Origin of the sequence: Flavobacterium urocaniciphilum (assembly GCF_900110615.1) — a bacterium.
In the GTDB taxonomy this organism is placed as follows: domain Bacteria; phylum Bacteroidota; class Bacteroidia; order Flavobacteriales; family Flavobacteriaceae; genus Flavobacterium; species Flavobacterium urocaniciphilum.
In genome coordinates, this window is record NZ_FOEI01000002.1 from 449,169 (window position 1) to 473,151 (window position 23,983).

At 29.9% G+C, this 23,983-nt stretch carries 27 protein-coding genes; 7 read left to right on the plus strand and 20 right to left on the minus strand.

Translation table 11 applies throughout. The features are described from left to right. Positions 1-145: 145 nt before the first annotated feature. The 3 genes from murB to recF all read right to left on the minus strand — a co-directional run bounded on the left by murB (position 146) and on the right by recF (position 3,004). Positions 146-1,159 carry a UDP-N-acetylmuramate dehydrogenase gene (gene murB / locus BMY86_RS06165; protein ID WP_091466529.1) on the minus strand — a complete coding sequence of 338 codons (1,014 nt, stop codon included), beginning with the start codon at positions 1,157-1,159 and terminating at the stop codon, positions 146-148. Positions 1,160-1,231: 72 nt separating this feature from the next. Then, entirely contained in the window at positions 1,232-1,921 is a 690-nt protein-coding gene (locus tag BMY86_RS06170) for a thioredoxin domain-containing protein (protein ID WP_091466531.1), read from the minus strand. A gap of 3 nt (positions 1,922-1,924) precedes the next feature. Next, positions 1,925-3,004, minus strand: coding sequence for a DNA replication/repair protein RecF (recF, locus tag BMY86_RS06175; RefSeq protein ID WP_091466533.1), 1,080 nt, complete (start codon positions 3,002-3,004; stop codon positions 1,925-1,927). Between the two features lie 136 nt (positions 3,005-3,140). Between recF and BMY86_RS06180 the strand changes: the two genes are divergently transcribed. Continuing rightward, entirely contained in the window at positions 3,141-3,935 is a 795-nt protein-coding gene (locus BMY86_RS06180; RefSeq protein ID WP_091466535.1) for a tetratricopeptide repeat protein, read from the plus strand. Next, positions 3,935-4,420, plus strand: coding sequence for a 6,7-dimethyl-8-ribityllumazine synthase (gene ribH, locus BMY86_RS06185; protein ID WP_091466538.1), 486 nt, complete (start codon positions 3,935-3,937; stop codon positions 4,418-4,420). The genes BMY86_RS06180 and ribH overlap by 1 nt, the downstream gene beginning before the upstream one ends. 31 nt (positions 4,421-4,451) lie before the next feature. On the opposite strand, the gene BMY86_RS06190 is transcribed toward ribH, so the two are convergent. Then, on the minus strand, positions 4,452-5,039 hold the full coding sequence (locus tag BMY86_RS06190; RefSeq protein WP_091466540.1) for a DUF6624 domain-containing protein: 588 nt from the start codon (positions 5,037-5,039) through the stop codon (positions 4,452-4,454). A gap of 130 nt (positions 5,040-5,169) precedes the next feature. Between BMY86_RS06190 and mutL the strand changes: the two genes are divergently transcribed. The 4 genes from mutL to BMY86_RS06210 are packed head-to-tail and all read left to right on the plus strand — an operon-like array spanning position 5,170 to position 9,762. Beyond that, positions 5,170-7,032, plus strand: a complete 1,863-nt coding sequence (gene mutL, locus BMY86_RS06195) for a DNA mismatch repair endonuclease MutL (RefSeq protein WP_091466542.1) — start codon at positions 5,170-5,172, stop codon at positions 7,030-7,032. Between the two features lie 2 nt (positions 7,033-7,034). Continuing rightward, entirely contained in the window at positions 7,035-7,823 is a 789-nt protein-coding gene (locus BMY86_RS06200; protein WP_091466545.1) for a rhomboid family intramembrane serine protease, read from the plus strand. Positions 7,824-7,882: 59 nt separating this feature from the next. Next, complete coding sequence (locus tag BMY86_RS06205) at positions 7,883-8,716, plus strand: rhomboid family intramembrane serine protease (RefSeq protein WP_091466548.1); 834 nt, start codon at positions 7,883-7,885, stop codon at positions 8,714-8,716. A 35-nt stretch (positions 8,717-8,751) separates the two neighbouring features. Continuing rightward, positions 8,752-9,762, plus strand: coding sequence for an endonuclease/exonuclease/phosphatase family protein (locus BMY86_RS06210; RefSeq protein WP_091466551.1), 1,011 nt, complete (start codon positions 8,752-8,754; stop codon positions 9,760-9,762). On the opposite strand, the gene BMY86_RS06215 is transcribed toward BMY86_RS06210, so the two are convergent. The 16 genes from BMY86_RS06215 to htpG form a co-directional block, all read right to left on the minus strand. Further along, on the minus strand, positions 9,755-10,321 hold the full coding sequence (locus tag BMY86_RS06215; protein ID WP_143065611.1) for a pentapeptide repeat-containing protein: 567 nt from the start codon (positions 10,319-10,321) through the stop codon (positions 9,755-9,757). The two genes, BMY86_RS06210 and BMY86_RS06215, sit on opposite strands and share 8 nt — an antisense overlap. Before the next feature lie 40 nt (positions 10,322-10,361). After that, positions 10,362-11,078 carry a DUF4369 domain-containing protein gene (locus BMY86_RS06220; RefSeq protein WP_091466557.1) on the minus strand — a complete coding sequence of 239 codons (717 nt, stop codon included), beginning with the start codon at positions 11,076-11,078 and terminating at the stop codon, positions 10,362-10,364. A gap of 87 nt (positions 11,079-11,165) precedes the next feature. Beyond that, the gene (locus BMY86_RS06225) at positions 11,166-13,031 is read right to left on the minus strand and encodes a M61 family metallopeptidase (protein ID WP_091466560.1); all 1,866 of its coding nucleotides are present in this window, start codon (positions 13,029-13,031) and stop codon (positions 11,166-11,168) included. Positions 13,032-13,110: 79 nt separating this feature from the next. After that, positions 13,111-13,395 carry a TIGR03643 family protein gene (locus tag BMY86_RS06230; protein WP_091466562.1) on the minus strand — a complete coding sequence of 95 codons (285 nt, stop codon included), beginning with the start codon at positions 13,393-13,395 and terminating at the stop codon, positions 13,111-13,113. 99 nt (positions 13,396-13,494) lie between these two features. Next, complete coding sequence (locus BMY86_RS06235; RefSeq protein WP_091466565.1) at positions 13,495-14,100, minus strand: alpha-ketoglutarate-dependent dioxygenase AlkB family protein; 606 nt, start codon at positions 14,098-14,100, stop codon at positions 13,495-13,497. Positions 14,101-14,155: 55 nt separating this feature from the next. Then, positions 14,156-14,857, minus strand: a complete 702-nt coding sequence (gene aqpZ / locus BMY86_RS06240) for an aquaporin Z (protein WP_091466567.1) — start codon at positions 14,855-14,857, stop codon at positions 14,156-14,158. Positions 14,858-14,964: 107 nt separating this feature from the next. Beyond that, positions 14,965-15,861 (minus strand): EamA family transporter, encoded by an 897-nt coding sequence (locus BMY86_RS06245; RefSeq protein WP_091466569.1) that lies wholly within the window; start codon positions 15,859-15,861, stop codon positions 14,965-14,967. A 131-nt stretch (positions 15,862-15,992) separates the two neighbouring features. After that, positions 15,993-16,823: a hypothetical protein gene (locus BMY86_RS06250; RefSeq protein WP_143065612.1), complete on the minus strand. Its 831-nt coding sequence runs from the start codon at positions 16,821-16,823 to the stop codon at positions 15,993-15,995. Positions 16,824-16,875: 52 nt separating this feature from the next. Continuing rightward, entirely contained in the window at positions 16,876-17,778 is a 903-nt protein-coding gene (locus BMY86_RS06255) for a D-alanyl-lipoteichoic acid biosynthesis protein DltD (protein ID WP_143065613.1), read from the minus strand. Next, positions 17,778-18,293 carry a GNAT family N-acetyltransferase gene (locus BMY86_RS06260; RefSeq protein ID WP_091466577.1) on the minus strand — a complete coding sequence of 172 codons (516 nt, stop codon included), beginning with the start codon at positions 18,291-18,293 and terminating at the stop codon, positions 17,778-17,780. Before BMY86_RS06260 ends, BMY86_RS06255 begins: the two co-directional genes overlap by 1 nt. After that, positions 18,293-19,210, minus strand: a complete 918-nt coding sequence (locus BMY86_RS06265) for a TolB family protein (protein WP_091466580.1) — start codon at positions 19,208-19,210, stop codon at positions 18,293-18,295. Before BMY86_RS06265 ends, BMY86_RS06260 begins: the two co-directional genes overlap by 1 nt. Positions 19,211-19,214: 4 nt before the next feature. Beyond that, complete coding sequence (locus BMY86_RS06270) at positions 19,215-19,604, minus strand: VOC family protein (RefSeq protein ID WP_091466582.1); 390 nt, start codon at positions 19,602-19,604, stop codon at positions 19,215-19,217. Positions 19,605-19,607: 3 nt separating this feature from the next. Next, positions 19,608-20,174 carry a YdeI/OmpD-associated family protein gene (locus BMY86_RS06275; protein ID WP_091466585.1) on the minus strand — a complete coding sequence of 189 codons (567 nt, stop codon included), beginning with the start codon at positions 20,172-20,174 and terminating at the stop codon, positions 19,608-19,610. Positions 20,175-20,184: 10 nt separating this feature from the next. Beyond that, positions 20,185-20,766: a hypothetical protein gene (locus tag BMY86_RS06280; RefSeq protein ID WP_091466589.1), complete on the minus strand. Its 582-nt coding sequence runs from the start codon at positions 20,764-20,766 to the stop codon at positions 20,185-20,187. A 69-nt stretch (positions 20,767-20,835) separates the two neighbouring features. Continuing rightward, a complete protein-coding gene (locus BMY86_RS06285; RefSeq protein ID WP_394332564.1) occupies positions 20,836-21,324 on the minus strand; it encodes a superoxide dismutase family protein in 489 nt (162 codons plus the stop codon). A 129-nt stretch (positions 21,325-21,453) separates the two neighbouring features. Then, positions 21,454-23,337, minus strand: coding sequence for a molecular chaperone HtpG (gene htpG, locus BMY86_RS06290; RefSeq protein WP_091466593.1), 1,884 nt, complete (start codon positions 23,335-23,337; stop codon positions 21,454-21,456). A 163-nt stretch (positions 23,338-23,500) separates the two neighbouring features. Between htpG and BMY86_RS06295 the strand changes: the two genes are divergently transcribed. Then, positions 23,501-23,983 (plus strand): lipocalin family protein, encoded by a 483-nt coding sequence (locus BMY86_RS06295; RefSeq protein WP_091466595.1) that lies wholly within the window; start codon positions 23,501-23,503, stop codon positions 23,981-23,983.

Here is a 23,983-nt window from a genome sequence, read left to right on the forward strand (position 1 = left end):
GTTTCCATGTTTCTCTTAAAAGTTGTGCAAATTTAGGCTTAATTGTTTACAATTTCAAGTTTAATTTTTTGGTTAAAAGCTAGAATAAAATGTATTTACTATTTTGAATATAGTAAATCATAAATCGTAACTCCCAAATCGTAAATTAAATCACATTTACTTCCGCTTCAATTTCAATTCCGAATTTTTCTTTAACTGTATTTTGTACATTTTGCGCCACTGCCCAAATTTCACTTCCAGTTGCTTTACCGTAGTTAACTAAAACTAATGCTTGTTTGGTGTGAATTCCTGCATCGCCAAAACGTTTTCCTTTAAAACCGGCTTGTTCAATTAACCAACCAGCAGGTACTTTAACTTGAGTTTCCGAAACAGGATAATGCGGCATTTCTGGATAATTTGCTTTTGCTTTTTCGTAAATTTCAATTGGAACAATCGGATTTTTAAAGAAACTTCCGCTGTTTCCTAATTCTTTTGGATTCGGTAATTTGCTTTCACGAATCGCAATCACGGCTTTACTAACATCTTGAATTGTTGGGTTTTCAATACCCATTTTTTCCAATTCAGTATCAATAGCACCATAAGAAGTGTTCAGTTTATGATTGTTTTTGCTTAATTTGAAAACAACAGATAATATTACATATTGATTTTTCAATTCGCCTTTAAATACACTTTCTCTATATCCGAATTGACAAGCCTCTTTGTCGAAAGTTGTAATTTCTTGTGTTTGGATATTCATCGCATCGCAAGAAACAAACGTATCTTTAATTTCTACGCCATACGCACCAATGTTTTGGATAGGAGTTGCGCCAACATTACCCGGAATTAAAGATAAATTCTCAATTCCACCATAATTATTTTGGATGCAATGCATAACAAATTCGTGCCAAACTTCACCAGCGTTTCCTTTTACCCAAACGTAATTATCGTCTTCTTTTACAACTTCAATACCTTTGTTATTGATGTGTAGAACTAATGCGTCGATGTTTTGAGTTAACAACATGTTGCTTCCACCGCCTAAAATAAATAACTTTTTATTTTGGTTTTCTTTTAATACTTCTGCTAATTCATTTGGAGAATTTACTTCGCAAAATTCAGTTGCAAATGCTTCAATTCCGAAAGTGTTGTATTTTTTTAACGATTGTTGTTTGGTGATATTCATGTTTTTTGTGAATAGTAATTAATGATAATGAAAAGCTATATTACTTGGCTCTTTATACTTTTTACTTTTTTCTTACAATTGTTTTCTCAAATCTTCTTCAGAAACAAATTCGTTTTTAAAAAAGGTTTGTTTTCCGTTCTTAATAACTATTACAACAGGTAAACCTTGATAACCTAATGCATTAAATAACGATTTGTTGGCATCGGCATCAATTCTATGAACGATTACTTTTTCTGCCATTTCTGTGCTGATTTTATCTAAATATGGAGCCATTTTTTTACAAGGACCACACCATTTTGCATAAAAATCAATCACAACTGTTTTGTCAGAAACCATTAATTTCTTGTATTCTTCTTGTGTCATTCCCGACCATACGGCATTTGTTCTCGGATTTGCTTTTTCCCAAGCCATATATCCACCATCTAATTCAATGATGTTTTTGAAGCCTAATTCCGCTAAATGATTAGCTGCTTTTTTACTTCTTCCACCAGACAAACAATATACAAAAACAGGTTTAGATTTGTCTAATGTTGCCACTCCAGCATCAAAATTATCACCGTTCCAGTTTACATTTTTAGCATCTGCAATTTTACCATTGGCATATTCTTCTGGTGTTCTAACGTCTAAAATTTGTGCTTCTTCTGTTTTTATAATCAAATCTTTAAATTCTGTGGCATTTATGCTTTTGTAATTTTGACTATTCGTGCAGCTTATTGATAAGAAAAAGATAGCAATTGCTAATATGTTTTTAATGTTTTTCATAATTTAAATATTGAATATTTTATAACTTTTATGGGTTTGTTTGATAATGTTTTCTGTTCGATCGGCATGAGTATCGGAAATAAAAATTTGTCCGAATACATCATCATTTACCATGTTTACAATCTGTTGAACTCTGAAAGCGTCTAATTTATCAAAAATATCATCAAATAACAAAATTGGTAAGGTTTTCGTATGTTTTTTGATGAAATCGAATTGCGCTAATTTCAAAGCGATTAAAAATGATTTTTGTTGACCTTGAGATCCAAATTTCTTTATAGGAAAATCAGTAATGTTAAATAAAATATCATCTTTATGAATTCCAACCGTAGTATATTGAGTAATTCTATCTTTTTGAAGGTTTTGATGTAATAAATTATCTAAAGAATCAAGGTGTAATTGACTGTCGTATTCAATGGAAACTTTTTCAGCATTTTCCGAAATGATTTCATATAATTCTTGAAAAACCGGTACAAATTGTTCTAAAAACTCTTTTCTTTTTTTGTAAATAACGTGTCCGAATTCTGAAAGTTGTTCATTATAGATACTCAAATTATCAGCATCAAAAACTTGGTTCAAAGCAAAATACTTTAGTAGTGCATTGCGTTGTTGCAAGGTTTTCTGATAATTAATTAAGGTGTTTAAATAGGTAACATCAAAAGTAGAAATTACATTGTCGATGAATTTTCTTCTGGTTTCGCTTCCTTCAATAATTAAATCGGTATCACTTGGCGAGATAATTACAATCGGAATTAAACCGATGTGTTCTGAAAACTTATCGTAAATTTTTCCATTGCGTTTTAAGATTTTCTTTTGCGCTTTTTTGTAACTACAGATTATTTGTTCGGTACGATTTTCTTTTTCGAATGTTCCATCGATTACAAAAAATTCTTCACCATGTTTGATGTTTTGCGTAGAAAGCGGATTAAAATAACTTTTTCCAAAAGCCAAATGATAAATAGCATCTAATATGGTGGTTTTGCCAATGCCGTTTTTACCTACTATAGCATTAATCTTGCTTTCAAATTCGAATGAATTATCGGCAATATTTTTATAATTAAGTAAGGATAGCTTTTTTAAAATCACGTTATTCGAACTTGAAAAGTGTGTTTATTTTTACTTTAGAGTACAAATGTAAGTTCAAATTTTAAAAATATAATAAAAGAACTTTTAAATTTAAATAAAAATTATATTTTTGCACCTCTAACAAAATTTAAGTTAAATGGCAACATATAATAAAAGAGGTTATAAAGCCCCAAAACCAGAAGTAGAAAAAGAACCTGCGTTTGATACAACAGTAGAAGATATTAATGTAAACGAAAACGAAAGCACAACTGCCGGTGTTTTTAATACATTAGACGAAACTGCAAACAAAACAGAAGAGTGGGTAATTAAAAATCAAAAAGCTATTTTAGGTGTAATTGGTGCAATAGCAGTTGTTACTTTAGGATATATTTTATTTAACAAATTTGTATCTACTCCAAAAGAGGAAGAAGCATTTAAAGAAATGAATCAAGCGCAAATGTATTTTCAACAAGCGGTTGATGCTACAGAAAAACAAGATTCTTTATTTAAATTATCTTTAAAAGGTGGTGAAGGAAAATTAGGTTTTGAAGGAGTTATCGCTGAGTATTCAGGGACTAAAGCAGCAAACTTAGCGGAATATTCTGCTGGTATGGCTTCTTTACATTTAAAAGATTTTAACAAAGCTATTGAGCATTTAGATAACTTTTCTACTAGTGATGTGAATTTAAAAGCTTTAGCTATTGGTGCAAAAGGTGATGCAAATGCTGAATTAAATAAAAATGAAGAAGCGTTAAAATTATATGTTGAAGCAGCTAATGTTTCTGAAAATGATTATGCTACTCCAAGATATTTATTAAAAGCGGCTAACATGGCAATCTTTTTAAAGAAAAATGATGAGGCTTTAGGATATTTAAAAACTATCAAAGAGAAATATGAAACGTCTCAAGAAGGTAGTTCAGTTGATGCTTTAATTGCTACTTTAGAAAAATAATGGCAACAGAAAATAAAAATTTATCTCAATACGATAAAAACACAATCCCAAACGCGAAAGATTTTCGGTTTGGGATTGTTGTTTCAGAGTGGAACGACAACGTTACCGAAGGTTTGTATAATGGTGTAGTTTCTGCATTAACAGATTGTGGTGCATTAACAGAAAACATTACAAGATGGAATGTTCCGGGTAGTTTCGAATTAATATTTGGAGCACGTCAAATGCATGAAAAATTGGAATTAGATGCTGTAATCGTAATCGGTTGTGTAATAAAAGGTGAAACCATGCACTTTGAATTTGTATGTGAAGGCGTTACGCAAGGCATGAAAGATTTGAATTTGTTATATGATGTTCCAACAATCTTTTGTGTGTTAACAGATAATAATATGCAACAATCTATTGATAGAAGTGGAGGGAAGCACGGGAATAAAGGTGTGGAAGCCGCAATAGCTGCTATTAAGATGATTGATTTAAATAGAAAATAAAAATAAAAGTCCCGATTGTATCGGGACTTTTTTATTTCGACCAACCTACTTGCTTGCGCCAAATTTCAAATTGTAGTTGTTTTTGTTCCCAATCTGAAGGTGGATTTTCTTTTTCTATTTTAGCTTCGTTTCTTAAATGCGAGGTTTGTTGTTCTAAAGTATTCAAATGAAGCTTTTTTCTTCTTTCGTTAACTTTGTCTAAATCATCAAATGGAGCTGGATTTAAAACTCCATTTTCATCCCAATCAAATTGAGTTCCATATAGTTGAGGTTTGTGTTCGAAAAAATGAATACGATCTTCTAAATAAGCAATATGAATTGGGTTGATGTCTTTTTTTTCTTTTTTCATTAACGACAAACACGATTTCATAAAAACGGGTAAGCTGATGGCGTGTTGAATAATTAACCAAGCGGCATCGTAGGCTTCTTGACCTACTTTTTGAACGGTTGGAAAACCAATTTCTTTGATGATGTGCTTAAGTTTTCGGGCATTATCGATATGGATTTTTTCCATTTCTGCATGATAATCTTCCGTTAGTAAATTTTCTTCCAGAAGATGTATCCTAAAATTTAAATCTTTTTCTTTTAATCTAATTATGGCATCGCTATAATTCTTCATAGTTGAAATTTTTTACAAAATACAAAAAAATATGTTATTAAATTATGTTAAGAACATTGCTTTTATGATATTTTTTCATCTTAATTTCATTAAATTTGTCGTTTAACCCTTTATAACTTATAACAGATTAATGTCTGGAATTATTCAATTATTACCTGATCATGTAGCGAATCAAATTGCGGCTGGAGAAGTGGTTCAAAGACCCGCTTCAGTGGTAAAAGAGCTTATTGAAAATGCTGTAGATGCAAAAGCAACCGAAATTAAACTTATTGTAAAAGATGCTGGAAAAACTTTAATTCAAGTCATCGATAATGGTTCTGGAATGAATGTTACAGATGCCCGTTTATGTTTCGAACGACATGCCACATCTAAAATACGCCATGCAGAAGATTTATTTGCCTTACATACCAAAGGATTTCGTGGTGAAGCATTAGCTTCTATCGCTGCAGTTGCGCATGTAGAATTGAAAACCAAACAAGAACAAGAAGAGTTAGGTATTCATATCATCATTGAAGGTAGTAAATTGGTCACTCAAGATGTAGCGGTTTTACCTAAAGGTACCTCTTTTTTAGTTAAAAATCTTTTTTTCAATATTCCAGCACGTCGTAATTTTTTAAAATCGGATAATGTAGAATTGAAACACATTATTGACGAGTTTGAACGTGTTGCTTTAGCACATCCTAACATTAGTTTTACCATGATTAGTAATGGGAGTGAAGTGTTTAATTTACCAAGTTCTAATTACCGCCAACGAATTGTAAATATTTTTGGAGGAAAAACGAATGAAAAATTAGTTCCTGTTACAGAAGAAACAGAAATTTTAAAAATTAGTGGATTTGTTGGAAAACCAGAATTTTCAAAGAAAAATCGTTCGGAACAGTTTTTTTTAGTTAATGATCGATTCATTAAAAGTCCGTTTCTGCATCATGCTATTATGAGTGCCTATGAAGGATTGCTTAAAGATAATAATCAGCCGAGTTATTTTTTATATTTAGAAGTTCCGCCTCATACGATAGATATTAATATTCATCCTACTAAAACTGAAGTGAAGTTTGATGATGAACAAGCTTTATACGCAATTTTACGTTCTACTGTTAAACATAGTTTAGGAATGTTTAATGTGGCGCCAGTTTTAGATTTTGAACGCGACGCAACATTGGATGTTCCGTATCATTATAAAGACAAAGTTTTGGATACACCAATTATACAAGTGGATAGTACTTTTAATCCATTTGCAATTGAAACTGAACCTAAAAAATCATATTCATCGGGTACTTCAAGTTCATCAGTTTCTTATACAAAGAATACAATTTCTCAGCCAAGTTGGGAAAGTTTATATACCGATTTAAAGCAGGACACTTTTGAAGTGGCTTCTGTGAGTTTTGAAAACGAAGTAGTGGCTAGTAAACTTTTTGATGAAGAAATTGTGGAAAGTCAGACTTTAATGTATCAATTCAATAGAAAGTACATAATAAAAAGTATGAAATCGGGCTTGTTGGTTATTCATCAAAATCGTGCACATCAGCGCATTTTATATGAACAATTCTTAACGAATATTACAGTACTTCATGCTTCTAGTCAACAATTGTTATTTCCTTTAGAAATTCAATTTTCAAGAGAAGAAATGATGTATTTGAAAGAAATACAGCCTAATTTAGAAGGAATTGGTTTTGCTTTTGAAAAGATGGGATTAGATGTAGCTGTAATTTCCGGATTGCCTGCTCAAATTGCTGATACTGAAGTGAATTCAATTTTACATGATTTGATTTATAATTTACAAGAAAACCTACCAGAAGATAGTTTTTCTTTAACCGATAGTATTTCAAAATTTATGGCTAGGAGTGTAGCTGTAAAAACGGGTAAGTATTTAAATACTGCCGAATTAGAAAATATAGTAAATGGGTTATTTGCTTGTAAAGATCCAAATGTATCGCCATTTAACAAACCTATTTTTATTACATTAACCACAGAAGATTTAGATAAAAGATTTTAATTATGTTTAATAATATGACACCGGTTGTTAAGCAACTATTAATCATTAATGTTATAGTTTTTGCTTTGAGTCAATTTATGACTCAGAACTATGATAGTTTAGCTTTATATTATTTCGAAAGTGAAAAGTTTCGTTTTTGGCAACCATTTACACATATGTTCATGCACGCCCCAATGCCAAATTTTGCTCACATATTGTTTAATATGTTTGCGTTGGTTTCGTTTGGTTCAGCTTTAGAACATTATTGGGGAGGAAAAAAATTCTTGTTTTTTTATATTGCATGCGGATTAGGAGCTGCAGCAGTACAAACAGGAATGAATTATTATGAAATACATCAAGTAGTAGATCAATTAAAAATTTCTCCACAAGATTTACAAGTTATTTTTGATACTCCTTTAAAAGACGTATTTGATTCAAATGGTCATTCTATAGGGAAAGTAGATGAAATATTAACAAAAGCGAATTGTACTCAAGCTGACTTTGATAAACTATCTGTTATGTATGGAAGTTGCGTTGGAGCATCAGGAGCTATTTATGGTTTACTAGTGGCATTTGCGTTTATGTTCCCATTAGCTGAATTAATGATGTTATTCATTCCTGTGCCAATAAAAGCAAAATATTTTGTACCGATTATTGTTGGATTAGATTTGTTTTCAGGTACAACAGGTTTTTCAATTTTCTCTGGTGGTGGAAATATAGCCCATTTTGCTCACGTTGGAGGAGCATTAACCGGCTTTATTTTGATGATGGTTTGGCGCAATAAGAAGTTTAACCATACGAGATGGAATTAGTGTTTTAAATTTCAAGTAAAAAGAGCTAAGTAAAAAGTAAAAATATTCAAGATATATAAATGAGCATATTTAACGATTTAAAACAACAATACAAATTTGGAGATGTTCCACAGAAATTAATTTTTATTAATGTCTTAGTGTTTTTTGTAAGTATTGTTTTCTTTTTTCAATTCAGATTTGGGGCTTTTAATTACCCTACATGGCTTGCTTTATCATCGGATTATAAAGAAGCCGTGTTTTTTCCATGGACGTTATTGACCTATATTTTTTTGCATTCAGGTCCGTTTCATTTATTGTTCAATATGATTTTTCTGTTCTTCATTGGAAATTTGTTTTATACTTTTTTCAATACCAGACAATTTTTAACGGTTTACTTTTTAGGTGGTTTTTTTGGTGGAATTTTTTATCTATTGTATAGTTATTTATTTGGGCATTCAAGTTTTTTGGTGGGGGCAAGTGGTTCAGTAATGGCTATTTTTATTGCAGTAGCAACTTATTCACCAAGTATGCCAATTCGAATGCCTTTCATTGGATATGTTAAACTTTGGCAGGTAGCTGTTTTTTATGTTTTTGTAGATGTTTTATACTTGTTGTCTGATAATACAGGTGGACATATAGCGCATTTGTCTGGAAGTTTAATGGGTTATATTTTTTCAGTTTTAATGTTAAGAGGTATTGATATCAGTAAAATATTTGCTTGGGAAAAGAAAAAAAATACTACATTTAAAAAAGTTTATAAAAATAAACCAGAGAAAAAATATCAATCTGTGCGTGTAAAAGATGTAAATGTTACGCAACGTCAGATTGATGAAATATTGGATAAAATTAGTAAGTCGGGTTACGATAGCTTAACAAAAGAAGAAAAAGAATTTTTATTTAAAGAAAATAAATAAGCGTGTTTAAAGGATTGTCATTTATATCAAAATCCATGTTGTTTTTTAATGTAGTATTAGCAATTACTACGTTAATGGCTTATTTGTTGCCTTTTTTGGCCCCTAAATGGTTTCCTTTCTTAAGTGTTTTAACGTTGTTTTTACCCTTTTTTTTGGTGCTTAATTTACTTTTTTTCTTGTATTGGTTCATTCAATTGAAAAAATACATTTTTGTTTCTGGTTTAGTTCTTTTGTTGGGTATTACATTCATTAATAAATTTTATAATTTACAAGGAACGGAATTGCCAAAATCTGAAAATGATTTCACGGTTATGAGTTATAACGTTCGATTGTTTAATAAATTCAATTGGAACCAAAAAGCAAATATTCCTGCACAAATAGCCAAATTAGTTGAAGATAAAAATCCAGATATTTTATGCATTCAAGAGTATTCTGATTTTGAAAAGACAAGATTTTCAAATTATAAATACAAACAAATCTTTAAAGAAGGGAAAAATATTATTGTTGGTAATGCTATTTTTTCAAAATTTAAAATTATAGATAAAGGCGTAATCAATTTTCCTGAATCTAATAATAATGCAGTTTTTGCAGATATTGTGAAAGATAAAGATACAATTCGAGTGTACAGCATGCATTTGCAATCCATTAAAATAAGTACTGAAATTGGAGATGAACAAATTCAAAAAATTGATGAATCTAAAACTAAATCAATTTTCAGAAAAATAAGTGATGCTTTCACGAAACAACAAGAACAAGCTTTGCTTTTAAAAGCTCATTTTAAAGATTGTGAATACAAAAAAATTATTTGTGGTGATATGAATAATAGTGCTTTTTCTTTCGTTTATAGAACGATAAAAGGACCCATGCAAGATACTTTTGAAACCAATGGTTCCGGCTTTGGAAAGACATATAATTTTAATTATTATCCAGCACGTATCGATTACATTTTTGCAGATAAAAACATTCAAATTAAAAGTTTTGAAACTTTAAATGATTTCTATAATAGTGATCATTTTCCTTTAATTTCGAGGTTGGAAATTAAATAATATCTAAATCGTACTGATTTAAAAGTCCGCTTAAATTTTCATTGGAAAACTTCGTTTTACTAAGCTTGTTATTTTCTGGGTTGATAGAAAAATGAATGGCTGTTGTGAAATCTGTTTTTTCTAAATTGGTGTTTTCGAAAATAGATTTTGATAAATCGCACGAATCAAATTTTACATTAGATAAATTACAATTTGTAAAATCGACATCAATAATTTTAGAATTAATGAATTTTGAATTCTTTAAATTCATTTTGAAAAAAGAACAAACCTGTAAAACTGAATTTTCAAAAGATACTTCAAATAAAAAATCATTACAATATTCAAATTGAAAACCAACTAATGTACATTCTTTAAAGATTACTTCTTTAAATGAGGTGTTGCTAATATTTGGAGTTTCGAAGTTACAATTAATAAATTCGCAATTGATAAACGAACTATTAGATAGGATTGTTTTACTGAAGTTACAAGAATTAAAAACACATGAATCGTATTCGCCTGTTTCAAATAATTCAGTAGAATAATTGATTTTATTAAATGTTGTATCGAATAGTAGTTTCATAAGAATAAAAAAAACTGCTTTAAAAGCAGTTTTGAATATTTTAATTTTCTTCAATTGATTTTCTCTCTTTTACCCATTTAGCTAATTCTTTACCATATAAAGATTTTGCTGCTTTTGGACTTAAAGTTTTATTAATTGTATCTAATAATTTGATGTGCGCATCTGGAATCTCAGTAAGAGCAATATAAGGAGAAACTTCAAATTTAGAATTTACTAATGCAAAATTTGCAGTAGTGATATATCTTCTAACTTTCAGTTTTTCTTTTTGAGTTTCAATATCTTTATTTGCTTCAACTTTATTTGCTAAGTTGTTTTTGATTTCTTTTTCTACTAAATCTAAATTTTCATTGTTTAATTTCGATTTAATTTTTAAGAATTTTTCATACACTTTTTGATTTTCAGAACCTGTAATTTTTGCACTGGCAAAAAATTCCTTTAAAGTTGTGTTTAAAGTCATTTTTCCTGGTTCTGCAAAAAGGTGGATACTGTTATCAATCGAACTAGTAGTTCCTCTATCTAAAAATACATATAACATTTGTGGTTCATCAATTTGAAATTTTGTTTGAAATTCAGATTCACCACTAATAGTAATTGTGTCTAAAATTACTAAACTCGTATCTTTTAATTGTTGAATGTATAATTTTCCTTGTTTTAAACCTTCTACTTTTCCAGTTAATTCTACATTTCCTGTTTTGTTAGTTGATTTACTACAAGCTAATACTACTAAAGCAACGGTTAGTATAAGTAATTTTTTCATGTTTCATTTTTATAAGATTGCAAAGAAAATAAAAAAAACCTCAAAATAATAGTATTTTGAGGTTTTTGTATATAAAATTATAAGGTTTTATCCTTTTAACCAAGCGTTTTTAAGTGCTTCTTTAGTTTTGTCTGAAGCAATAAATCCAGCTTTTTCTTCTTTAGGTAAAACAATTTTTCCTGATAACGTTAATTCGTTTCCGTCTCTTTTTACTTTTACAGTAATATTGTCACCTTCTTTCCAAGTTTCACTAGACATAATTAAATCGTAAATATTATCTAAGTTATATTCTGTGTTATTGAAAGCTAATAATGCATCATTACCTTTTACGCCTAAACTGCTTAAGAAAATGTTATTGCTCACATCTGGTAAAGCTTTAATTTGTTTCGTTGCTTTATCTACTGTTACTAATGGAATACGTCCTTCTTTTAAGAATGGATTTCCAGGAACCATAGTTTTAGCATTTACAACACCCATTTTTGCGAAAAATTCATTGTAAGGAATTGGAGTTTCACCCGCTACATATTTGTTTAAGAATTCTCCAATTTGAGGATAGGTAATTCTAGTTATTGTTGCGAATAAATCTTCATCGTTGAAAGGTTTGTTGCTTCCGTATTCGTTTGATAAATCTTGCATTAAGTTTAAAATACCTTTCTGACCATTGCTTAATTCTCTTAATTGAATATCAATACACATAGCTATTAATGCTCCTTTTTGATACACGTTTAAGTATTGATCTTTATAGGGTTGTTCTAAAACGTTTTTACTCATTTTAGTAAAACTCATTTTATCATTCATCGAATTTGCTTCCTCGATTTTTCCAGCCATTCTTTTGTAGAAATCTTCCTCTGAAATTAATCCTTGATTTACTTGGAATAAATTAGCGAAATATTCTGTAATTCCTTCATACATCCATAAATGTTCAGACATTTTAGGTTTGTTGAAATCGAAATAATGAATTTCTCTTGAATGTACACTTAAAGGAGTTACAATGTGGAAAAACTCGTGAGAAACAACGTCTTTTAATTGTTCTTGTAACGCTTCTAAAGGCATCATTTCTGGCATAACTACCGTTGTTGAAGTCATGTGTTCAAGCGCTCCAAATCCTTTAGCGTCTTTAGCAGCCATGTCTGATAAATACAATAAAACAGTGTATTTTTTGTTTGCATTGAATTTTCCTAAGAACTTCTTTTGAGCTCTCATGAACTTTTCCGTTTCTGGAGTAATATCTGCCGCTTTGTGTTTTCCATTCGGAGAATAAACACTGATAACAATATCCATTCCTTCAACATTAAATTCCGTTACATCTGGTTTAGTATACATCATTGGATTGTCTACTAATTCTGCATATCTTGCCGTTTTGAAAACGTCTACTTCTTTACTCGTATCAGTATCCACTAAAGATGTTGCTCCCCACATGTTCGCAGGATGTTTAACTTCAACTGTATAAGGTAATTCCGATTTTCCTTCAAAATATCCAACGAAACCATGTGTGTTTAAAACGAAATTTTCTCCAGCTTTTATATTAGTTCCTGCTGGTGAAAAAATATCATCACTTTCTCCAAAACCTGCGCCGCCTTCTGTATCATATGTATCATTAACCAAATAAGTTACTTTAGCCAATTTTGTAGCATCGTAAATGGTATATGAATTTTCATCCATTTTAGCAATTTTCAAAGGTTTTCCTTTGCTATCGTATGCTTTTACATTTTCAACATATCTTCCGTAATTATCTTCTGAATATGTTCCAGGAACAATTTTAGGGATATTAAAAGTGGTAGTTTCTGTTGTAATTGTTGGATTTGTAATAGTTACTTGAACTTTGTCGTCTTTTACATTAACTAAATCGATACTTACAGAAACATAGTTTTTAGTAGTAGTAGACGCTACATTTGAAGTTTTGCAGCTCATTAAGAAAAAAGCAAAACCAATAGTCATTAATATTTTTTTCATTACTTATATTTTTACTGATATGTATATGTTTAAGTAAAATTGTTACAAAAAAAGAATCCCGAATTGCTCGGGATTCTTTTTAGTCGAATTTATTTTTAATATAATATTTACTATCTAAATCGTCGTCGTCATCAAAATCATTAAACTTTTGAGGTTTTGGTTTTGGTTTTCCGGCTGCAACTTTCTTTTTCCAAAGTTCAAAATTGTCTTTGGATAATTTTTTGCGCATCATTTCCGTAACTTCATTTTCTGAAATTCCGAATTCTTCTTTTATTACTTCAAAAGGTTTTCTTTCCTCTTGAGCCATACTAATCACTCTTTCGATTTCTTCTTGTGATAGTTCTACCTTTTTACTTTTTTTCATTAGTCGAAAAGTACCATTAATGTTATTTATAATCTTGTATCAAATGACATTCCAATATTAATAAAAAAATATATTTCGAAGAAAAAAAAATGAAAAAAATTATTTTATTTGTCGAAATGTTAAATTTATCCTCTGATTCTTAGGGCTTGAAGATTTTGGTATTTGATGTTTGTAATGAATTTGAGAGCCGTTTTTCATTACTAATAAGCTTCCGTGTTGTAAAGTAAGGGTTTGTTTAATTTCTTTTCTTGTATTGTGTTTGATTTGAAATTGTCTTTCTTCACCTAAACTAACAGAAGCAATAATAGGATCTCGGCCTAATTCTTTCTCATTATCGGCATGCCATCCGTTACTGTCTTTTTCATTTCGATACAAGTTGAGTAAAACTGTTGTAAAATGTTCGTTGATGGTATTTTCAATTTCATCTTTAATAAACATTAAAGTTTCATTAAAAGGATGTGGTTGCATTACAATATTTGAATAACCATAAGGTTTTCCTTCATTTCCGTACAAAGCAGTTAATCGAGGTTGAAGAATTTTTTTTCCAAAAATTGTAATTTCATCGTGTTGCCATTTTGTTTCTTTCAAGAGCTTTTCAAAAAGTAAATTCGCTTTATTAGTATCGAAGAAATTCGGATAGTAGATAAATTCCGCATCGGGTAAATTTAAATAAATAGGTTCTTCGTTAAAAAATAAATTAGACATAAAAAAAGCGATGAAAATTTCACCGCTAATTTAATTAATTGATTTTGATTCTTATTTATTCTTTTTCTTGTAACAGGTTTTTATAGATAAATCCTGCTATTATTGCTCCTAAAATAGGTGCTACCCAAAATAACCAAACTTGGGTTAAAGGTTCGCCACCCGCAAATAATGCTTGAGATAATGAACGTGCAGGGTTTACAGAGGTATTGGTTATTGGAATACTAACTAAATGAATTAGTGTTAAACCTAATCCAATTGCAATTCCTGCGAATTTTCCGTTTGCAAATTTGTCTGTTGCTCCTAAAATAATCAAAAGGAAAAATAGGGTCAATACAAATTCGGCAGTAAAAGCGGCCATCGTTGAATAACCTTGTGGTGAAAAAGCATCAAATCCATTTGAAGCAAAAGCCCCCGCTTTAGTATTGTCTATTTGAAAACCATCTTTTCCAGATAAAATGTAGAATAAAGTTCCGGCTGCAGCAATTGCTCCAACACATTGAGAAACGATATAAGGTACAATTTCTTTGGCTTCAAATCTTCCGCCAGCCCACAATCCTAATGTTACTGCGGGATTAAAATGTCCGCCTGAAATGTGTCCAACTGCATAAGCCATTGTTAAAACAGTTAAACCAAATGCCAAGGAAACACCCATAAATCCGATTCCTAAATCTGGAATTCCAGCTGCAAATAATGCGCTACCACAACCTCCAAAAACAAGCCAATACGTTCCGAAAAACTCTGCAAATAATTTTCTCATAGTAAATAGTTTAATTTTACAATTAATGTAAAAAGGTTAGTTATACTAATTTACTAAAAAAACAGAGTAGAGTAGTTACTTGATAATAAACTTATTAACAAGAAATATTAACTATTTTTTTTCGAGAAGTTAATGTTCATGATAACAATGGCTAATATAATTAACAAAATACCAATCCATTGCCAAAGCACAACTTTCTCTTTTAAAAGTAAAAATGCCATCATTACCGAAACAGGTAATTCTAAAGAAGCGACTATACTTCCTAATCCAATTCCTGTATGTGGAAAACCAGCATTTAAAAGCATTGGAGGAATTATTGTTCCGAATAACGCTAAGAATAAACCGTATTTTCCAAAGATTTCTATATTAAAAGTTCCTGTTTGAGTATAAATACTGAACGCAAAAACAATTACGGCACCACCTAATAACATGTATAAACTTCTTTGAGCAGAAGAAATACCAAGAGCAATTTTGTTTGCAGTAAACATAGTTGTTGTAAATGAGGCTGCTGCAAGCATTCCCCAAAAAATTCCTCTCCAATCTAAGTTAAATTGACCCGTGTATAATTTAGTTGCTAAAGCAGTTCCAATTAATACAATAATTACAGAAACAACTTTTTGAATAGAAGGTGCTTTTTTGTCTAAAATCCATTCTAATAAAACACCCATCCATACCGTTTGCATTAATAAAACAATAGCTATTGAAACATCAATATAACGAACACATAAGTAATAAAATACACTAGTCATTCCTAAAGAAGTTCCTGCAATCATTAAATGAAATATGTTCTTCGGACTTGCTTTTACAACTTTTTCTTTGTTGTTAAATTTTTGAAAGGCATTAATAATTAAAACCCCAATTATTCCATATATAAATTGTGAAGAAGTTACTTCTGCGGTTGAAAATCCATCTTTGTAGGCTAATTTTACAAAAGTGGCTAACATACCATAACTTGTTGCGCCTAAGGCAACTAAAAAAACTCCCTTTAATACACTATTTTTCATTTTTATTTTTTTAAAAAGCCGACAAAGATAGTTTTAAAACTTTAAAAGAGTAGTATTAGGTGAAAAATTTTCAGTTTAAAAAAAAAAGCCCAACAAAAATGTTGGGCTCAGAGTTCAAAAAAATAATGTACTTATAAAGTTACATTGTATGTTACATCATTAGGATTATGGTAATAAGTGGCTAAATTGTCACATTCGTTATTTCCGAAATCTAACACACCATCTAATACGGTTCCTTGTAAATTTAATTGACCTTGTGAAATATAGTTACAAGAATATTTTTTTATTAAAGGTTGAATTACTGTTGAAGTTAACGAAGAACCATTTGGTCTATTAACCGTATGCGTTCCTGAAATTACTTCGTAAATATTGTCTGCAAGAATTACAGTTGTAACTCCGGCTGTTTGTCTAACAGTTCTTGTTCCAGAATGTGTAAAGTATACTCCATTTGGGAAAGTTATTTTACCATTTGTAACTGTTCTCGTCCATTGTGGAGTAGATGCATTTGTAGTTTGATTTGTGTAAACAACAGTTCCTTCTATCTTTTTAAGATTTACATAATAGTTATTTCTTTCAATTGTCATTGTTGATCCATTTGCCATTACATAACCTGAAAGTGTAATCGTTAATATTCCAGAACGTGTTACGCCGTTTTGCGTACATCCTGTTCCAAAATCAATAGTAATTATTTTAGGAAATACACCAGGTGTTGTATTGTTTACTGAAACTGTAGCACAACTCGGAACGGTATTGATTTCGTTTGCTGTTCTGCTTGAAAAACCTCCATTACTACTAGCAACTTCAATTCCAGCATTAAAGTCTAACTCACTTGTAAAATCTGCAATCATTGAAGTAGTTACCATTTCACTGTCAACATTTTCAGATTGTAGCACTTCTTCCCTTGAACATGAAGCAACTAAAATTGCCATCAATGCGAAAACATATGTTTTTAAGTTTTTCATGATAAATAGTTTTTTAGGATTATGAGATTAGACTAAGGTAATCAAAAAAGGTTTAATCTGTTTTAAATTTATCTAAAAATAATGATAATTTTTTGGCTCCTTTTTCATTTAAATGATCTGCGTCATAAAAATCATTTTTGTTGTAATTATTTGAATGCATGAGATTTATGTATGTGCAATTTGAATTAGTTATAGCTAAATTGTTTATTACTTTATGTGTTTTTTCTAACTGAATTTGATTTAAATTTTTGTAATATGAAGAATGTGTTGGAGTTGTGATAAAAATTATTGATATGTTTTTTTTATGACAAAGACTGATGATTTTCTGTAGGGTTTTTAAATTGTCATCAAGCAAATCAAAATTCTTAGCAGTATGTTTTTTAGCAGTAAATTCTCCTTTAAATTCTTTTTTATCTTTAGAATTGAAATTGGTTCCCCAGCCTAAATTAGAAGAAGTTATGAATGATTTGTGTAATACATAATGTTTTATAGTTTTTTTAAGATTCGATTTAATGTCGCTATTTAAAATTTCAAATTGATTGTTTAGATCTGTTTTTATTGGGAAATCATAATATAAAACATAATTTTTCATACGCCATTTTTCAATGTCAGTTTCCAAGGTTTCAAATAAACTGAAATATGAAATTGGTATGATTACTGTTTTTAAGTTTTTAAATTTAGATTCATAGGTTTTTAATATTTCATAATCTAAATCCAACGATTGGGAAACATAAGCAGCATTAAAGGTTTTTTTAGAAAAGTAATTAGGGTTTATGCCATAAAAAGTATGTGAACTCCCTAAAATTAAAGTGTTAATTTCACTTGCATTTTTATCTAAATATTCTTTTTTAAGTTGATAGTCGTTTGGAATTTTGCGTAAAGAAATTTCCAATACCAATAGAAAAATAATAATTGGAAGTATGATTTTTAAAACATATATGAGAAACTTTTTCATTAAGAAATCCAATTGTTTTTATCCAATTTATATATAACATGTGTTTTTTGAGTTTCGCTTATTAAAACTTTATCCAATAAAATGGCACCTAATTTTTCAACAGCTTTTCGAGAGCGAAAATTCGATTCTCCAATATGAAAAATGATGGTATCTACAAATTTAAAAGCATAATTTATCATTAGGTTTTTTACAGAACGATTGTAAGGTGTGCCCCAATATTTCCTATCGATAAAAGTATAACCTATTGCAACAGATTTATCAGTTTCATTCAAGTCATAAAAGGAAGTTTTACCAATTACATTGTTGGTTTTGATATCAATAATTTTAAAACCAGAATGAAAATCAATAATTTTTATAAAAAGCTTATAAAAAATTTCCTTTTTATATCGATCACTTTCTGGATGTTGTTCCCATACTAATTCATCTGAAGCAATGTGGTATAATTCTTCAAAATCATTTTCCGAAAGTGGAACTAATTGAACTAAATCATTTGATAATGTAGGTTGAAGATGCATTACAATTTTATCTGGTATTTATAAATTCGACTCAAACCATTTTCGTATTTATTGATTTCTTTTTCAAAATCTTCCATCGTTTTGAAGCCCAAATTAGTAGTCGAATTGCGTTTACTTGTAAAATATAAAGTCTCGGTTTTCGCATCGTAAAACGGACAATAATCCATTAAATTTGAATTGACTTCAAGGCCCATATTTCTAGATAAATCCCATTCGCCATTTTGATTTTTATAACTGATAAATAAATCGCCACTACCTAAACCTCCAACTCTATTATAACCAGTGAAAATCAAGAATCTTTCATCTGGAGATACAAAAGCATTGAATTCATATCCTGCAGAATTAATATTTAAACCTAAAGTTGTGGGTTCAGAATACTTGTTGTTTTCCCATTTACTGAAAAATATATCGTCTTTCCCTAAAGATTTTTGCCCGTCGGAAGTGAAATAGATATTTCCGTTTTTAGCTAAAGAAGGATAAAATTCATTATTAGTTGTATTAACTGGAGCTCCTAAATTTTTTGGTTTCGACCATTCGCTTTTTAATGTTGTTCTTTCCACATACCAAATGTCATAATCTTTTGGTTTTGTAATAGAATCGTGTAAAGATCTATTGGAAGAAAAGTATAATTTTAATCCATCTGCTGATAAAAAAGGTTCGATGTCTCTAAATTTTCCTGTGAAATTCATCAATTTTGGTTCGATCCATTTTTTATTTTCTTTTTTGGAATAGGCAATTACAGAAACTTCTTCATTGGTATTTTGAACAGTAAAATAAATTTCATCTTGATTAGAAGAAAGTGCCAAATCTCTTACGTTGATGTATTTTTTCAGAAAATCAAAAGCAGCAACAGGCTTAGTCGTTTCTTGTGAAAATCCGAATACAGTTACAAAAAGTAAAAATATTTTTTTTATCATAGTTTTATTTTTTTGAAGCTAGTGCAATTACATGTCCGTCAAAATCGGCTAAATAACCAACTGTATCGCCCCAATCTCTCGGAGAAATCGGATTAATTAATGTTGCGCCAGCGTTTAAAAGTCTAGGAAATTGTTCTTCTAAATTCTCTATAGTTAAATATAATTCACAGCGTGGAATTCCGTTTCCATTTTCTGGATGAGGTAATGTAGGAGAAACAATTTTTGCAATTCCATCATTAGGCATTAAACCAATTTTTGTAAATTCATTTAAAGTGAATTCAGTCATTCCAGGCACATGAAGCGTTGGTGCTTGCTGGAACATCAATTCATAAAAAGCTTTGCTCTTTTCTTGGTTGGAAACGTATAGAATGAATTCTAAATGGTTGATTTGCATATGTTATCTCGACTTTTTATTTTGTTCACAAAGAGAAATAATTTCTAAAATTCTATTTTGTCTGGTTTCTTCTCTTTTTGCTTGATTGAGCCAATATAAGTAGCTTTTTCGATACGTTTTACTAAAATTATGATAATTTTCTTCTGCAATTTTATTTTTGTCGAAAGCTGTTTGTAAATCTGATGGAATTTCTAAATTCTCTACGGCATCTAAGCTTTCCCAAGAACCATTTTGTTTAGCAATTTCAATTTTTTTTAATCCGCTTTCGTGCATTAAATTATTGGCAATCAATTCGTCAATGTAATTTTTGTTGACTTTACTCCAAACACTTTTGTCTTTTCTGGGTGTGAAGGTTTGTTTTCTGCGTTCATCATCAATTTTTCGAACGGTAGAATCAATCCAACCATAACAAATGGCTACTTTAACAGCTTCTTCCCATCGCATGCTTTCCATTTCGCTGTCTACTTTGTAAAAGATAAGTTCTACAACAGTATGTGTTGCATGATTTTCATGTAGCCATTCGCGCCATTCTGTATGGTTTTTAAAATAGAGTAATGGTTTGTTCGTCATTTTGATTAAATTAATAAACCCAGTTATTTATGTAAGTGTAAAACTGGTATATACCATCAATCTTTTTTAATAAGATTGATTGACCGCTGTCGTTTCCAAATCGTATTACAATAATTGCATATGTTTTTGAAAAAGAAAAATATGGCCTAGTAACATAAATTGGAAATTTAGACCAATTATTAAATCTATTATTGAAAGTATTTATTTCGTCTTTAAGAACTTGTTGTTCTTCAGGGTTTGTTATGTTTAATGATTTGTTTACTTTTTTAAAATTTAAAGTTTCAATGTTATGATCGACTAAATATTTTGATTTCAATTCTTCATTTGACCATAATTTGACTTGGTTGAAGTTGATAACTTTAGGAAAATCATTTCTTAAAATACTATCATTATCCAAGTTTAAAATATTCGAATCGGATTCTTTTATTTTGTGTTTTAATTCTGTGTAAACATCACCACCCATATTAAAATTCAAAGGAATGTTACTAAAAATAAAACCTTTGTTTTTTAATATAGAATCTAAAACGATATTTTCCTGGGTAAAAGCAATATTTATAAAGAATAAAAATATAATCAGACTTAATTTTTTCATGTTTAATATTTTTTCAAATAAAAAAATCCTGCAGTGTTCAATATTCTTACAGGATTGATTTGTTGTAAATTATCTAATTATAGCCGAACAAGCAATTCTTCCACCAGCATTTCCAGTTGGTTGTGTAACGAAATCATCGGCATTTTGATGTACAATTAAACCTTTGTTTAAAATGTCTTTGGTTTGATCGCCACATCCAATGCACCATTCGTCAGTTTCTAAAGAAATAAAGCCATGTCCGTTTTGGTCGGCTTCGAAATTTCCTATATCACCTTTATGGCATTCGCCAGAATTCCATTTTCCGTGTTTTTTGAAAGTTGGATTCCAATGTCCTCCAGAAGATGCAGCATCAACGCTTGAACAATCTGCTTTTTCATGTATGTGAATAGCGTGTGTTCCAGGTGTAAGTCCTGAAATATGTGCCTCAAATCTTACTTTCCCATTTTTCTCTTTAAATGTTGCAAAACCAGAAACATTACTGTTGCTTTTTGGTTCTAAAGTAATTTTCAATTCGTTTCCAATTGTATCGGTTGATGGTTTGCAACTGCTTATTACCATACATAATAATCCGATTCCTAAATATAAAGTTTTCATAATTCGTCAATTAAAATAATAGTTAAAGGTAATAAAAAAATCCTGTAAGAATTTTACTTTCTTACAGGATTCTGAATTTATAAAAGTGATTTTTTATTTCAACGTTTCAAAACTTCTTTTCACAAAAGCTGTTAGTTCTTCACCTTTTAATAAACCTTGCGATAATTTTGCCAAATCTAAAGCGTTTTTAACTAATTCTTTCTGAGCTGATTCATCTGCGTTTAAGATAGTAGTCGCTAATTCTGAGTTTGAGTTCACTACTAAATTATACATTTCAGGGAAATTGCCCATTCCGAACATTCCGCCACCGCCAGTTTGACTCATTTCTTTCATTCTTCTCATGAATTCTGGTTGTGTAATAATAAAAGGAGAAGAAGTGCTGTCTAATGCTTCTAATTGAACAGTATAATTTTCTTTTGGAACAATTGTTTCTAAAGTCGTTTTCAATTTTTCTTTTTCTTCTTCCGATAATTTAGAAATTTGTTCGTCTTCTTTCTTAATTAATTTATCGATATGATCTGCATCTACACGAGCAAAAGTTAAGTTCTCATTATCAGCTTCTAATTTTTGAATTAAATGCGAAACAATAGGAGAATCTAATAGTAAAACTTCATAACCTTTTTCTTTAGCAATGTCAATATAACTGTGTTGTGCATCTTTATCAGAAGCATATAACACAACTAATTTGCCATCTTTATCTGTTTGATTAGCAGTAATGGCTTCTTTTAATTCTGCCAAAGTATAATATTTGTTATCTGTAGTTGGATACAATACGAAATCGCCAGCTTTTTCATAAAACTTTGGCTCAGAAAGCATTCCGTATTCTAAAACTACTTTAATATCGTTCCATTTTGCTTCAAAATCTTCACGGTTTTCATTGAATAACGATTTTAATTTATCGGCAACTTTACGTGTAATGTAATTTGAAATCTTCTTAACATTTCCATCAGCTTGTAAATACGAACGAGATACGTTTAATGGAATATCTGGAGAATCAACAACACCTTTTAGCATCATCAAAAATTCTGGAACGATTCCTTCTACATTATCAGTAACAAAAACCTGATTTTGATATAATTGAATTTTGTCTTTTTGAATTTGTAAATCAGCCGCTAATTTTGGGAAATATAAAATTCCTGTCAAGTTAAAAGGATAATCTACATTTAAATGAATGTTGAATAAAGGTTCTTCAAATTGCATTGGATACAATTCTCTGTAAAAACTTTTATAATCTTCATCTTTTAAATCAGAAGGTTGTTTCGTCCAAGCCGGATTTGTATTATTGATAAAGTTATCTACATCGATGTATTCTGGTTTGTAATCGTCTCCTGCATTTTCAGGTTTTGGAAGCGCTTCTTTTTTAGTGCCAAATTTAATCGGAATAGGCATGAACTTATTGTACTTAGTCAACAATTCACGGATTTTAAACTCTTCTAAAAACTCTAAAGAATCTTCTGCAATATGAAGAATAATTTCTGTTCCTCTATCCGTTTTTGTATGTGCTTCTAATGTGAATTCAGGGCTACCATCACATGTCCAATGAGCAGCTGGCTCATCTTTAAATGATTTTGTAATGATTTCCACTTTTTCAGCTACCATAAAAGCCGAGTAAAATCCTAATCCGAAATGACCAATAATTCCAGCGTCTTTAGCAGAATCTTTGTATTTGTCAAGGAATTCTTCTGCACCTGAAAAAGCAACCTGATTGATATATTTTTCAACTTCATCAGCCGTCATACCTAAACCTTGATCGATAATGTGAAGTTTTTTCCCTTCTTTGTCTATTTTGATTTCAATAATCGGATTTCCATATTCTGTTTTAGCTTCACCAATACTTGTTAAATGTTTTAATTTTAAAGTTGCATCGGTAGCATTTGAAACCAATTCGCGTAAGAAAATTTCATGATCACTATATAGAAATTTCTTAATTAAGGGAAAGATGTTTTCTACTGAAACATTAATTTTTCCTGTTGACATAATTATAAATTATTTAATTAAACATTTTTACGAAAATGGAATAGTCAAATTAAATACCAAACGAATATATTGTGACAAATTGTCTGATGTTTATTTGAAATTAATGTGACTTATAAAATAAATTTCGATAACTTTGTAAGACTAATACTAAAATAATAACTCTATGAAAAAAACTGTATTTATTATGGTTATGTCGATTTTAGCATTGGCATGTAAGCCTCAACAATCGGTAACTAGTACAAAATTGGACAATAAGTCGGAAAGAATGATTAAAGGAGATTGGATTATTTCTTCTGTAAAATATGTTGGTTCAGATGTATTTAAGGTTACTTCATTTAACATAGCAGATTCTAAATGCTTCGAAGAAAGTTTATGGACGTTTGTGTCGAATAACAATACTGGAGAAATGGTTTTAAATAAAGCAAATTGTGCTGCTTATGGAAGTCAGATTACTTGGTATGTTAATAAAGACGGGAACTTTGTTATGAAGTTTTTAAGTGAAGGTCTAAAAGCGAAGCACACGCCAAGTGGTTATGTTTTAAGAATTGCCAATCAAACAGAAACGTCGTTTCAATTAATCGATAGAGCTGCTGTAGGAAGTAATAGTGCAGAAATAGTATATCAATTTGAAAAAATGAGTAATTAA

Coding starts and splice junctions, on each gene's coding strand:
- murB (WP_091466529.1), bottom strand. CDS start 1,159: ATGAATATCACCAAACAACAATCGTTAAAAAAATACAACACTTTCGGA.
- BMY86_RS06170 (WP_091466531.1), bottom strand. CDS start 1,921: ATGAAAAACATTAAAAACATATTAGCAATTGCTATCTTTTTCTTATCA.
- BMY86_RS06180 (WP_091466535.1), top strand. CDS start 3,141: ATGGCAACATATAATAAAAGAGGTTATAAAGCCCCAAAACCAGAAGTA.
- ribH (WP_091466538.1), top strand. CDS start 3,935: ATGGCAACAGAAAATAAAAATTTATCTCAATACGATAAAAACACAATC.
- BMY86_RS06190 (WP_091466540.1), bottom strand. CDS start 5,039: ATGAAGAATTATAGCGATGCCATAATTAGATTAAAAGAAAAAGATTTA.
- mutL (WP_091466542.1), top strand. CDS start 5,170: ATGTCTGGAATTATTCAATTATTACCTGATCATGTAGCGAATCAAATT.
- BMY86_RS06200 (WP_091466545.1), top strand. CDS start 7,035: ATGTTTAATAATATGACACCGGTTGTTAAGCAACTATTAATCATTAAT.
- BMY86_RS06205 (WP_091466548.1), top strand. CDS start 7,883: ATGAGCATATTTAACGATTTAAAACAACAATACAAATTTGGAGATGTT.
- BMY86_RS06210 (WP_091466551.1), top strand. CDS start 8,752: ATGTTGTTTTTTAATGTAGTATTAGCAATTACTACGTTAATGGCTTAT.
- BMY86_RS06215 (WP_143065611.1), bottom strand. CDS start 10,321: ATGAAACTACTATTCGATACAACATTTAATAAAATCAATTATTCTACT.
- BMY86_RS06220 (WP_091466557.1), bottom strand. CDS start 11,078: ATGAAAAAATTACTTATACTAACCGTTGCTTTAGTAGTATTAGCTTGT.
- BMY86_RS06225 (WP_091466560.1), bottom strand. CDS start 13,031: ATGAAAAAAATATTAATGACTATTGGTTTTGCTTTTTTCTTAATGAGC.
- BMY86_RS06230 (WP_091466562.1), bottom strand. CDS start 13,395: ATGAAAAAAAGTAAAAAGGTAGAACTATCACAAGAAGAAATCGAAAGA.
- BMY86_RS06235 (WP_091466565.1), bottom strand. CDS start 14,100: ATGTCTAATTTATTTTTTAACGAAGAACCTATTTATTTAAATTTACCC.
- aqpZ (WP_091466567.1), bottom strand. CDS start 14,857: ATGAGAAAATTATTTGCAGAGTTTTTCGGAACGTATTGGCTTGTTTTT.
- BMY86_RS06245 (WP_091466569.1), bottom strand. CDS start 15,861: ATGAAAAATAGTGTATTAAAGGGAGTTTTTTTAGTTGCCTTAGGCGCA.
- BMY86_RS06250 (WP_143065612.1), bottom strand. CDS start 16,823: ATGAAAAACTTAAAAACATATGTTTTCGCATTGATGGCAATTTTAGTT.
- BMY86_RS06255 (WP_143065613.1), bottom strand. CDS start 17,778: ATGAAAAAGTTTCTCATATATGTTTTAAAAATCATACTTCCAATTATT.
- BMY86_RS06260 (WP_091466577.1), bottom strand. CDS start 18,293: ATGCATCTTCAACCTACATTATCAAATGATTTAGTTCAATTAGTTCCA.
- BMY86_RS06265 (WP_091466580.1), bottom strand. CDS start 19,210: ATGATAAAAAAAATATTTTTACTTTTTGTAACTGTATTCGGATTTTCA.
- BMY86_RS06270 (WP_091466582.1), bottom strand. CDS start 19,604: ATGCAAATCAACCATTTAGAATTCATTCTATACGTTTCCAACCAAGAA.
- BMY86_RS06275 (WP_091466585.1), bottom strand. CDS start 20,174: ATGACGAACAAACCATTACTCTATTTTAAAAACCATACAGAATGGCGC.
- BMY86_RS06280 (WP_091466589.1), bottom strand. CDS start 20,766: ATGAAAAAATTAAGTCTGATTATATTTTTATTCTTTATAAATATTGCT.
- BMY86_RS06285 (WP_394332564.1), bottom strand. CDS start 21,324: ATGGTAATAAGCAGTTGCAAACCATCAACCGATACAATTGGAAACGAA.
- htpG (WP_091466593.1), bottom strand. CDS start 23,337: ATGTCAACAGGAAAAATTAATGTTTCAGTAGAAAACATCTTTCCCTTA.
- BMY86_RS06295 (WP_091466595.1), top strand. CDS start 23,501: ATGAAAAAAACTGTATTTATTATGGTTATGTCGATTTTAGCATTGGCA.